Origin of the sequence: Streptococcus sp. oral taxon 061 (assembly GCF_964211575.1) — a bacterium.
GTDB lineage: Bacteria > Bacillota > Bacilli > Lactobacillales > Streptococcaceae > Streptococcus.
Genome location: NZ_CAXOQQ010000001.1, coordinates 278,365 through 289,489 on the forward strand (window position 1 = coordinate 278,365; position 11,125 = coordinate 289,489).

The 11,125-nt window shown below is 40.1% G+C and carries 10 protein-coding genes; 9 read left to right on the top strand and 1 reads right to left on the bottom strand.

Annotated features, from left to right (window positions below; all coding sequences use genetic code 11):
• Positions 1-39: 39 nt before the first annotated feature.
• The 7 genes from dapB to AB8E63_RS01425 all read left to right on the top strand — a co-directional run bounded on the left by dapB (position 40) and on the right by AB8E63_RS01425 (position 6,936).
• The gene (dapB, locus tag AB8E63_RS01395; protein ID WP_368909595.1) at positions 40-807 is read left to right on the top strand and encodes a 4-hydroxy-tetrahydrodipicolinate reductase; all 768 of its coding nucleotides are present in this window, start codon (positions 40-42) and stop codon (positions 805-807) included.
• On the top strand, positions 804-2,003 hold the full coding sequence (locus AB8E63_RS01400) for a CCA tRNA nucleotidyltransferase (RefSeq protein WP_368909596.1): 1,200 nt from the start codon (positions 804-806) through the stop codon (positions 2,001-2,003). The genes dapB and AB8E63_RS01400 overlap by 4 nt, the downstream gene beginning before the upstream one ends.
• Positions 2,000-3,868 carry an ABC-F family ATP-binding cassette domain-containing protein gene (locus tag AB8E63_RS01405; RefSeq protein ID WP_368909597.1) on the top strand — a complete coding sequence of 623 codons (1,869 nt, stop codon included), beginning with the start codon at positions 2,000-2,002 and terminating at the stop codon, positions 3,866-3,868. Before AB8E63_RS01400 ends, AB8E63_RS01405 begins: the two co-directional genes overlap by 4 nt.
• Entirely contained in the window at positions 3,868-4,461 is a 594-nt protein-coding gene (locus AB8E63_RS01410; RefSeq protein ID WP_368909598.1) for a hypothetical protein, read from the top strand. The genes AB8E63_RS01405 and AB8E63_RS01410 overlap by 1 nt, the downstream gene beginning before the upstream one ends.
• A 141-nt stretch (positions 4,462-4,602) precedes the next feature.
• A complete protein-coding gene (locus AB8E63_RS01415) occupies positions 4,603-5,115 on the top strand; it encodes an adenine phosphoribosyltransferase (protein WP_320693886.1) in 513 nt (170 codons plus the stop codon).
• Positions 5,116-5,308: 193 nt separating this feature from the next.
• Complete coding sequence (metA, locus tag AB8E63_RS01420) at positions 5,309-6,253, top strand: homoserine O-succinyltransferase (RefSeq protein WP_368909599.1); 945 nt, start codon at positions 5,309-5,311, stop codon at positions 6,251-6,253.
• Between the two features lie 8 nt (positions 6,254-6,261).
• Positions 6,262-6,936: a DnaD domain-containing protein gene (locus AB8E63_RS01425; protein ID WP_368909600.1), complete on the top strand. Its 675-nt coding sequence runs from the start codon at positions 6,262-6,264 to the stop codon at positions 6,934-6,936.
• Between the two features lie 46 nt (positions 6,937-6,982).
• On the opposite strand, the gene AB8E63_RS01430 is transcribed toward AB8E63_RS01425, so the two are convergent.
• Positions 6,983-8,434, bottom strand: coding sequence for an alpha-amylase (locus AB8E63_RS01430; RefSeq protein WP_368909601.1), 1,452 nt, complete (start codon positions 8,432-8,434; stop codon positions 6,983-6,985).
• A gap of 174 nt (positions 8,435-8,608) precedes the next feature.
• Between AB8E63_RS01430 and AB8E63_RS01435 the strand changes: the two genes are divergently transcribed.
• Positions 8,609-9,358: an ABC transporter ATP-binding protein gene (locus AB8E63_RS01435; RefSeq protein ID WP_368909602.1), complete on the top strand. Its 750-nt coding sequence runs from the start codon at positions 8,609-8,611 to the stop codon at positions 9,356-9,358.
• Positions 9,339-10,973, top strand: a complete 1,635-nt coding sequence (locus AB8E63_RS01440) for a hypothetical protein (protein ID WP_368909603.1) — start codon at positions 9,339-9,341, stop codon at positions 10,971-10,973. The genes AB8E63_RS01435 and AB8E63_RS01440 overlap by 20 nt, the downstream gene beginning before the upstream one ends.
• Positions 10,974-11,125 lie beyond the last annotated feature (152 nt).

The following is an 11,125-nucleotide window of genomic DNA, read 5'->3' on the forward strand; positions in this document are numbered from 1 at the left end:
ATTGTTCTTGCAGGCTTTGTATCTTAAATAGGAGTAAAGATGAGTATTCGAGTGATTATTGCTGGTTTTAAGGGAAGAATGGGGCAAGCTGCTTGTCAGATGGTTTTGTCTGATCCTGAACTTGAACTAGTAGCTGTTTTGGATCCTTTTGAGTCTGCATCTGAATGGCAAGGAATTCCTGTTTTCAATAATAAAAATGACTTGGCAGGTTTTGATGCCCATGTTTGGGTGGACTTTACTACACCAGCTGTCGCCTATGAGAATACACGCTTTGCTCTTGAAAATGGCTTTGCTCCAGTAGTAGGAACGACAGGTTTCACCAGCCAAGAAATTGAAGAACTAAAAGATTTTTCACGTTCCAAAGGATTGGGTGGCTTAATTGCTCCTAACTTTGCCTTGGGCGCTGTTTTGCTTATGCAATTTGCAGCACAAGCAGCTAAATACTTCCCAAATGTGGAGATTATTGAACTTCACCATGATAAGAAAAAGGATGCGCCGAGCGGGACAGCTATTAAAACAGCTGAGTTGATGGCTCAGGTTCGGGAATCAATCCAGCAAGGTGCGGCTGATGAGGAAGAACTCATTTCAGGTGCACGTGGAGCTAATTTTGATGGCATGCGAATCCATTCGGTTCGTTTACCAGGTTTGGTAGCTCATCAAGAGGTCATTTTTGGAAATCAGGGAGAAGGATTGACTCTGCGTCATGACTCTTATGATCGTAGCTCCTTCATGACAGGGGTGAATTTGGGAATCAAAGAAGTTGTCAAGCGTCATGAGCTTGTCTATGGATTAGAACACTTATTATGAGATTAACACAAATGCCTTCTGAATTTCAGAAGGCTTTACCAGTATTAGAAAAAATTAAAGAAGCAGGTTTTGAGGCTTATTTTGTTGGTGGATCTGTTAGGGATGCTCTACTCAATCGTCCTATCCATGATGTGGATATCGCGACATCATCCTATCCAGAAGAAACCAAGCAGATTTTCCCTCGTACAGCTGATATCGGGATTGAGCACGGAACTGTCTTGGTTTTAGACGGAGATGAAGAGTACGAAGTAACCACATTCAGAACAGAAGATGTCTATGTAGACTATCGTAGACCGAGTTCAGTTTCGTTTGTGCGTTCGCTAGAAGAGGACCTTAAGCGTCGTGATTTTACAGTTAATGCCTTTGCCTTAGATGAGACAGGGGAAATTGTCGATTTATTTAATGGCTTACAAGATCTAGAAAATCAAGTCCTGCGAGCAGTTGGTGTAGCGAGCGAACGTTTCAACGAAGATGCTTTACGCATCATGCGTGGATTTCGTTTCCAAGCTAGTCTTGGTTTTGAACTCGAGCAAGAAACGTTTGAAGCGATGAAGACCTTAACGCCACTCTTAGAGAAAATCTCTGTGGAGCGTACTTTTGTTGAATTTGACAAACTTCTACTAGCCCCTCATTGGCGAGTGGGTCTGTCTTCCATGATTGCAAGTAAAGCTTATGATTATCTTCCAGATATGGCTGGTAGTCAGGATAAACTCCAGTCATTATTTGATTTAGAAGATCATTTCACTTTTGAATCTTCTGAACAAGCCTGGGCAGCACTTTTATGGGTTTTAAAAGTGGAAGATGCTCAAAAATTTTTAAAACACTGGAAGACATCACGTCAATTTGCCAAACAGGTACAGGATTTGCTCGCTATTTTGGCTCTCCGAGAAGAAGGGGAACTCGACAAGCGTGATTGTTACCGCTTTGATTTGGGCTTGCTTTTACAGGCTGAAAATTTTCGCCGAGCTCAAGGGAAAGAAGTCAATCCGCAAGCTATCACAGAAACCCATGAGAGTTTGACCATTCATGATAAGAAAGAAATGCAAATCAATGGTGGCATTCTCATCAAAGAATACGGCTATCAGCCAGGTCCTGAATTAGGAGATGTTTTAGAAGAAATTGAGTATGCTATTGTTGATGGAGAATTGGAAAATGACCGTCAAGCCATCCATGACTACCTAAGGGAGAGAAAATGAGTGACTTTATCGTTGAAAAACTAAGTAAATCCGTTGGAGATAAGACAGTCTTTAAGGATATTTCCTTTATCATCCATGACTTGGACAGAATTGGTCTTATCGGTGTCAACGGAACCGGTAAAACAACCCTTTTAGATGTGCTTTCTGGAGTTTCAGGTTTTGATGGTGACGTAAGCCCATTTTCAGCAAAGAATGATTACAAGATTGGCTACTTGACCCAGGATCCGGATTTTGATGACAGCAAGACTGTCTTGGATACTGTCCTATCAAGTGATTTGAAAGAAATCCAGTTAATTCGTGAGTATGAATTGCTCTTGCTTAACTACAATGAGGACAAACAGGCCCGTTTGGAACGTGTCATGGCTGAGATGGATTCCCTCCAAGCTTGGGAAATTGAAAGTCAGGTCAAGACGGTTCTCAGTAAACTAGGTATTCAAGACTTGTCAACTCCTGTTGGAGCTTTGTCTGGTGGTCTCCGTAGACGGGTTCAGTTGGCGCAAGTCCTTCTGGGCAATCATGATCTTTTGCTTCTTGATGAGCCTACCAACCACTTGGATATTGCGACCATTGAGTGGCTAACCCTCTTCTTGAAAAATTCCAAGAAAACAGTATTATTTATCACCCATGATCGCTATTTCCTAGATGCTCTTTCTACGCGAATCTTTGAGTTGGACAGAGCAGGTTTGACAGAATATCAAGGAAATTACCAAGATTATGTTCGTCTCAAGGCGGAACAGGATGAGCGCGATGCAGCTCTACTTCACAAAAAGGAACAACTCTATAAACAGGAATTAGCCTGGATGAGAAGACAACCACAAGCTCGTGCAACCAAGCAACAGGCGCGTATCAATCGTTTCCATGACTTGAAGAAGGAAGTTTCAGATTCTAGTGTTGAGACAGACTTAACCATGAATTTTGAAACTAGCCGTATCGGTAAAAAGGTCATCGAGTTTAAGGATGTTTCCTTTGCCTATGACGATAAACCGATTTTGCAAGATTTTAACCTTTTGGTGCAAGCCAAAGACCGTATCGGAATCGTTGGGGATAATGGTGTTGGGAAGTCAACTCTTCTTAATCTCATTGCGGGAAGACTTGAGCCAACGGAAGGAGAGGTCATCATCGGTGAGACGGTTCGCATCGCTTATTTCTCTCAACAAATCGAAGGTTTGGATGAAAGCAAGCGGGTTATTAACTACCTGCAGGAAGTGGCAGAAGAAGTCAAGACCAGTGGAGGTTCTATGACATCTATTGCTGAGTTGCTAGAGCAGTTCCTTTTTCCAAGATCAACTCATGGTACCTTGATTGAGAAGTTATCTGGTGGAGAGAAGAAACGTCTTTATCTCCTCAAACTACTCCTTGAAAAGCCTAATGTCCTCCTCTTAGACGAACCAACAAATGATTTAGATATTGCGACCTTAACGGTTTTAGAAAATTTCTTACAAGGTTTTGCAGGACCAGTATTGACAGTTAGTCACGACCGTTATTTTCTTGATAAGGTTGCGACTAAGATCCTTGCCTTTGAGAATGGGACCATCCGTCCTTTCTTTGGGCATTACACAGACTACCTAGATGAAAAGGCCTTTGAAGCAGAAACGGTAACTCAAATCCAAAAAACTGACAAGGAAAAAGTGGTCAAAGTTCGTGAAGAAAAGAAACGGATGACCTACCAAGAAAAGCAAGAATGGGCAAGTATTGAAGGTGACATCGAAGCCTTGGAAAATCGCATCGCTGCTATTGAAGAAGAAATGCAAGCAAATGGCTCTGACTTTGGGAAGCTAGCTACTCTTCAAAAGGAGCTAGATGAGAAGAATGAAGCCTTGCTTGAAAAATACGAACGCTATGAATATTTAAGTGAGTTGGCATAATGGAAGAAACAATTATTAAATGGAGTAGTAAGAAAATCGTTTTGAGCCTTATTCTTTACCTACTAGAATTGGCTCTTCTACTTTGGATCCTTTCGTTTTTGCTGAGCTATCCCGAAGAAACACCTATGGGATTGGTGGCCTTAATTCTCTTTATTGGTTTCTTAATCATCATCGTTGGCTTCATTTTGTATCAACATTTGCGACGGCTTTTTTCTGATAAAGAGTATTTGAAATGTACGGCTCAAGGTTTTTTCTATAAGCCACATCCAAAGAAAGACTGGCAGTTTTATTCCTGGGGACAGGTAGAAAAATTTGCTCTCACGAGAATTAAGGGTAGTAGAAATGCAAGGGATTTTTATATTATTGAGGTTCGGTTTTATGACAAGGAACTTTTAAAATCCAACTCTTTCTGGTATCGTCTTCGAAGTAGATTTACAAGTTCAAAACATTCTAACGTTTTTAAAATCCCAATCTATTTGCTGGATGTCGGTTTGCCAGAGAGAGTATTTGAAACCATGTCTTACTTTGAGCGAGAGTGGCGCATCCAACAGAATCGTCAACGGAATCAAACTTCTAAAAGCAAAAAGAAGTAAAGATTTCATTGAGTGAGCGAATCTCCGAATTTTATGAAGGGCTGAGGAGCTTTGGAAGGATATTCCAAGGTTTCTTTCTATTTTGCTTTTCTAGGAATTATGGTATAATAGGGAGTAAAAATTTTAAAAGAAAGAAACGCTATGAACTTAAAAGACTACATTGCAAGCATTGAAAATTATCCACAAGAAGGAATTACTTTCCGTGATATTAGCCCATTGATGGCAGATGGAAATGCCTACAGCTACGCTGTTCGTGAAATTGTTCAATATGCTACTAACAAACAGATCGATATGATTGTAGGACCAGAGGCGCGTGGATTTATCGTTGGATGTCCAGTCGCTTTTGAGTTGGGAATTGGTTTTGCACCTGTTCGTAAACCAGGGAAATTGCCACGTGAAGTGATTTCAGCTGACTACGAAAAAGAATATGGTGTTGATACCTTGACCATGCACGCCGATGCTATCAAACCAGGTCAACGTGTTCTCATTGTAGATGACCTCTTGGCAACAGGTGGTACTGTTAAAGCGACAATCGAAATGATTGAGAAATTAGGCGGTGTCGTAGCTGGTTGTGCCTTCTTGATTGAGCTTGATGAGCTAAAAGGTCGTGAAGCAATCGGAGATTACGACTATAAAGTCTTGATGCATTATTAATGAAAAACAGTCCTTAGGGCTGTTTTCTCTTCATCGGATATAAAAATAGGCTATATCTAGTTAGAGAAAAACTATAATTGAAAACTATATCTTCTTACAGTATAATAAAGGGAAGAAGTGTCGTCAGCTGGATTATTCCATTTGATGACAGTCAGGTTACTTGAGTCCAGTATTATACAGTTAGGAGATTTCCATGCCGATTCGAATTGATAAAAAATTACCAGCAGTTGAGATTTTACAAACAGAAAATATTTTCGTCATGGATGATCAACGGGCGGCTCATCAGGATATCCGACCCTTGAAAATTCTTATTTTAAATCTAATGCCGCAAAAAATTGTAACAGAGACTCAACTCTTAAGGCATTTGGCCAATACTCCTTTACAGTTAGATATTGACTTTTTATATATGGAGAGTCACCAATCAAAAACAACTCGCTCAGAGCATATGGAGACCTTTTATAAGACCTTCTCGGAAGTCAAAGATGATTATTTCGATGGCTTGATTATTACAGGAGCTCCAGTTGAGCACCTTCCATTTGAGGAGGTTGACTATTGGCAGGAGTTTACCCAAGTTATCGATTGGTCTAAGACTCATGTCTTTTCAACCCTGCATATTTGTTGGGGGGCACAGGCAGGTCTATACTATCGTTATGGTGTAGATAAACACCAGATGGCCCAAAAGCTTTCTGGAATTTATCCTCAGGATGTATTAAAAGAAGGGCATCTTCTGCTAAGAGGCTTTGATGATCTCTATGTATCTCCTCATTCTCGTCATACAGAAATTCTCAAAGAGGATATCTTGAATAAAACTAATTTAGAGATTTTAGCATCAGGTGAAGAGGTGGGAATCTCTATCCTTGCAAGTCGAGATTTGAGAGAAGTTTATAGCTTTGGGCATTTAGAGTATGATCGTGATACGCTCGCGAAAGAATATTTTAGAGATCTAGATGCTGGTTTAGATCCCCATATACCAGAAAATTATTTCAAAAATGATGACATCCATGAGCTTCCTTGTATGCGTTGGAGCTCGTCTGCAGCCCTCTTTTTCAGTAACTGGGTAAATTATGCAGTTTATCAAGAAACACCTTTTGAGTGGAAAAGTGCGGAAGAAGATGTGTCTCATTTTGGATATTTATAAGAGGAATTATGACATATTTAGATGCTTTCAAATCAGGAAACTTAGTGTTGCCGAGTGACCTGCTTTTACATTACAATCAACTGTTCTCGTCAAGCGATGATTTCTTGGTTTGGCAATTCTTTTACCTACAGAATACAACGGCTTTAGGTGAATTGTCTCCAAGTCAGATCGCTGAAAAAATCGGCAAAAATGTCACTGAAGTCAATCAGGCTATTTCACGCTTGACAGAAAAAGGTCTGCTTCAATACCGTACGATTGAACTTAATGGCGAAATAGAAGTTATCTTCGATGCAACTCTTGCCTTGGAGTGCCTAGACCAACTTTTAGAAAAACAAGCTCCAAACCAGGTGCAATCTGCCCCAAATGATTTAAAGAGCTTGGTAGATACTTTCCAACAGGAGCTAGGTCGTCTATTAAGCCCATTTGAAATCGAAGATTTGGAAAAGAGTTTGAAAGAAGACGGAACTAGTGCGGATTTGATAAAAGAAGCCTTACGTGAAGCTGTTTTAAATGGAAAACCAAATTGGAAATATATCCAAGCTATCCTTCGAAACTGGCGTCACGAAGGGATTAGGAGTGTAGCCCAGGTAGAAGCGAAGCGTCAGGAGAGAGAGGCAACAAACCCTCAAAATGTTCAAGTTTCATCTGATTTTAAAAATGCCATGGACCTTTGGAAAGACTAATATTTAGCAATAAAAAAACTTGCCCATGGCAAGTTTTTTTGTGTTCTTAATAAGTAAGTCCCCAAACACTTACAGAACGTTCAGCAACTGGGAAATCACCATATCCTTCAGCATTAATAGTTACTTGGTCTGAATGGTTGCCAAGTAAATCAACAAAAGTATGATCAGCCCATTCTGGACCAACAAACATAGTTTTGTAATTGTCTTGAGCATTTGAGATAAGAACAGCTAAAGGTGCTTGATTGTCAGCTCCTGAACGGACCCAACCGATACAATTAGGGTCATCAAAGTAGTCTGTCTGCTCTCCATAAGCCAAATCTTTTCGAATAGCTAGCAGATTGTCAAGAACTTCTTTAAAATCTTGCTGAGCATATTGACCAGAGATACCGTAGTAGTCTCCGTAAAATACACATGGAAGCCCCTGTTCACGCAAAAGAATGAGAGCATAGGCTGCTGGCTTAAACCATTCTTCAACAGTAGATTCGAGGGCTTGACCGCGTTGGGTATCATGGTTGTCGACAAAGGTCACAGCTCGATCCGGATTGATTTGAGCCAGACTATCATCAAAGATAGTTGTTAAATCATAGTCAGCTCCAGCCTGACCTGCCTCAAAGAGATTCATATGAAGGCGAACATCAACAAGATCAAAGCGTTCTTCAATCTTTTCAAGGTAGTCTAGGTTGGCATCCTTGTCTGGATTCCAGAATTCTCCAAAGACATAGAAGTCTTGCCCATATTTTTCCTTAATATCACGAATGAAATTACGCATAAAGAAAGAGTCAATATGCTTGACAGCATCTAAGCGGAAACCTGTTACACCAGTCGTTTCGATAAACCAATCGGCCCAGTCATAGATATTCTGGATGACTTCGGGGTGTTTGAAATCCAAGTCTGCGTACATAAGATAGTCGTAGTTTCCATTCTCATTGTCGACTAATTCTTCATGAGCCCAACCTTTGTTTTCTCCTTGAATAAGATAGATACCAGACTTCCGTCTTTTGGCATCGTAGTCAGTTCCTGTGAAGTGGTACCAGTGCCAGTGAAAATCATTGTAGGTATTTTGTCTGCCATCAAAGGTAAAACCTGTCCAGCCATTGATGGTAAATGGTTCTCCAAGTTCAATTGTGCGATCTTCTGGGTCGACTTCAATAACCTGGAAGGATTCTAAACGGTCTGCAGCTGCCTTGTGGTTTAAGACGACGTCGGCCATAGGTTGAATCCCATGTGATTTAAGTGTCTGAATGGCTTGAAGATAGTCTTCTTTAAAGCCGTATTTGGTACGGATAGTACCTTTTTGGTCGAATTCTCCGAGGTCAAAAAGGTCATAGACACCATAACCGACATCTTTTTCGTTGGTAGCTTTAAAGGCAGGTGGCATCCAGACGTGGCTAATTCCTAGATTTGCAAGGTGCTCAGCATCATCGGTAAGTCGCGTCCAGTGTTGTCCATCGTGGGGAAGGTACCACTCAAAATATTGCATTAGGGTTTGATTTTTCATAGAAAGTCCTCATACTTAACAATTTGACAATCATTTTACCACAAAGCCAAGGAATACGCAAACGTTTGCGCAAATCTAAAAAATATTTTCGACTATTTTATCAAAAGTGTTGATTTTTTTGTATCAAAATGCTAATATAATAATATAAAAAAACATAAATATAGGAGTCAGCCCATGATTGAATTTCAAAATGTTAGTAAGTTGTATGGTGATAAAGAGGCTTTGAGCAATCTCAATTTGCAGATTGAAAATGGAGAGATTATGGGTTTAATTGGCCATAATGGTGCTGGAAAATCGACCACTATAAAATCCTTAGTCAGTATCATTTCACCAAGCAGTGGTCGTATTTTGGTAGATGGTCAGGAGCTATCGGAAAATCGTTTAGCGATCAAACGAAAGATTGGCTACGTAGCAGACTCGCCTGACTTATTTTTGCGTTTAACGGCCAATGAATTTTGGGAATTGCTTGCCTCATCCTATGATCTAACTAGCTCTGACTTGGAGTATAGTCTAGCTAGGCTATTGAGTGTTTTTGATTTTGCTGAAAACCGCTATCAGGTTATTGAAACTCTTTCTCACGGAATGCGTCAGAAAGTCTTTGTCATCGGGGCACTCTTGTCTGATCCTGATATTTGGGTCTTGGACGAACCCTTGACTGGTTTGGATCCCCAGGCTGCCTTTGATTTGAAGCAAATGATGAAGGAACATGCACAAAAAGGTAAAACAGTTTTGTTTTCGACCCATGTCTTAGAGGTAGCCGAGCAAGTCTGTGATCGGATTGCCATTTTGAAAAAGGGGCATTTGATTTATTGTGGTAGCGTGGAGGACTTGAGAAAAGACCACCCAGATCAGTCTTTGGAAAGTATCTACCTTAGCCTTGCTGGTAGAAAAGAGGAGGTTGCAGATGCGTCTCAAGGTCATTAAAAAATTAGTTGATATCAATATTCTCTATTCATCTAAAGAAGCTAATTTGGCTAACCTACGAAAGAAGCAAGCTAAGAATCCTGATAAAAAGGTTGATGTATCAGGGAAATTGTTGCGTTCTTATCTTGCTTCTAGTTTGTTGCTACTCATCTTATTTTCTAATCTAGCCTTTCGTTTTCCTTTTGAGGAAATGCCAAGTTTTTTTAGTACCATGGTTGCTATTTTACTGGTGCTTGCCTTTTCAACGTCTTTCACTGCATTTTACAATGTCTTTTATGAGAGTAAGGACTTGGCCTCCTATAGTCCCTATGCCTTTAAAAAATCAGAGATTATAATTGCTAAAGGACTGTCTGTCCTCTTGCCAGCTCTAACTGGAATTGTACCAATCCTAGCTTATTTTCTAGTCCTCTACATTAGGCTAGCTCCTACTCTTTGGCTGGGTTTGCCCTTGATGTTGCTGTCCTTGGCCTTATTATTTGTCTCTGTGACTCTAATGATAGTAGTGGCAGTGCATTTCTTGGCTCAAACTGCGGTTTTTAGAAAGTATCAGTCTATTTTTGCGAATGTGATGATTGGGATAGGGGTTATCACGCCTTTATTATTTGTCTTCTTTCTACAGTCGACTTCTGGAGATATAGTTGACAGAGTTAGAGACATTCCACCTCTTCTTTATCCTATTCATCTCTTTTACAAAATAGCGGTGGAGCCTTTTTCGACAGAGGCTATACTGGGTCTGCTCGCTTGGATAGGACTAACTCTCTTCTTACTTTATCTGACCAAAAAGAAGGTTCTTCCTCGTTTTTATGATATTATCCTGCTTAACAGTGAGGAGAAAGTCACAAAAGAACGTCGCAGTAAAGAGGGGATTTCAACGCCTAAAAAGGGATTTTTCCGCATGGTTTTACGCTACAACCTCTCCCTATTGGGACAGGGGACTGGCGTCATTACAGTGCTTTTTACAAGTGCCTTTCTTCCTTATATCATGATGATCGGATTGATTTCCAAAGTTCGAGATTCTCAGTTAGTTCCAGATATTCATCCTCCATACTGGTTACCCTTGTTTTTTGTAGGAGTGTTTATAGCAGTTTTAAATAACAATATCACAAGTCTACCTTCAATCGGGCTATCTCTGGAGAGGGAAAATTTTGATTTTCTGAAGAGTTTGCCCTTTGACTTTGCTCGTTATGTGAAAGTGAAATTTTGGATTATATTTGCTGTTCAGTCCTTTTTACCTATCGTGATTTTACTTGGTCTTTCCCTTTATTTAGGCTTGCCAATCCTTTCGATGATTTACCTTCTTGCGGCATGGATTCTTGCCAGTGTTATCCTTGCTTGTCGCCATTATTTTAAGGACGTGAAAAACCTGTCAACTAATTGGACTAGTATTACGGACCTGGTGAATCGTTCAAATGGCATAGTCACAATGGTTCTATTGCTTATTTATAGTGCAATCCTAATGGCCCTTGTAATTGGTAGCTTATTCTTGGTTCAGTCTCTCTCCGCTATCCTTGCCATCAGCTTGGGAGTAGGAGCTCTTATCCTCCTGCTTGGTCTTGCTATATTTAGCTGTCATTACTATCTATCACGCATATTGATAGAAATAGAAAAAAGATGAGACAGTTGGTCGCTTGCTTGATAAATTTTATAAAAAGAAATGCTCCTCCAAGACGGAAGAGCATTTCTTTTATTGTGATTCTCACACAATTACTTCCTAATTTTTAATTAGTATTAGTATACCATTTTTTAAAACGAGAGTAAAAAAGCAAG

Excerpts from the sequence above, each read along its gene's own strand:
- dapB (WP_368909595.1), top strand. The coding sequence starts at position 40 with ATGAGTATTCGAGTGATTATTGCTGGTTTTAAGGGAAGAATGGGGCAA.
- AB8E63_RS01400 (WP_368909596.1), top strand. The coding sequence starts at position 804 with ATGAGATTAACACAAATGCCTTCTGAATTTCAGAAGGCTTTACCAGTA.
- AB8E63_RS01405 (WP_368909597.1), top strand. The coding sequence starts at position 2,000 with ATGAGTGACTTTATCGTTGAAAAACTAAGTAAATCCGTTGGAGATAAG.
- AB8E63_RS01410 (WP_368909598.1), top strand. The coding sequence starts at position 3,868 with ATGGAAGAAACAATTATTAAATGGAGTAGTAAGAAAATCGTTTTGAGC.
- AB8E63_RS01415 (WP_320693886.1), top strand. The coding sequence starts at position 4,603 with ATGAACTTAAAAGACTACATTGCAAGCATTGAAAATTATCCACAAGAA.
- metA (WP_368909599.1), top strand. The coding sequence starts at position 5,309 with ATGCCGATTCGAATTGATAAAAAATTACCAGCAGTTGAGATTTTACAA.
- AB8E63_RS01425 (WP_368909600.1), top strand. The coding sequence starts at position 6,262 with ATGACATATTTAGATGCTTTCAAATCAGGAAACTTAGTGTTGCCGAGT.
- AB8E63_RS01430 (WP_368909601.1), bottom strand. The coding sequence starts at position 8,434 with ATGAAAAATCAAACCCTAATGCAATATTTTGAGTGGTACCTTCCCCAC.
- AB8E63_RS01435 (WP_368909602.1), top strand. The coding sequence starts at position 8,609 with ATGATTGAATTTCAAAATGTTAGTAAGTTGTATGGTGATAAAGAGGCT.
- AB8E63_RS01440 (WP_368909603.1), top strand. The coding sequence starts at position 9,339 with ATGCGTCTCAAGGTCATTAAAAAATTAGTTGATATCAATATTCTCTAT.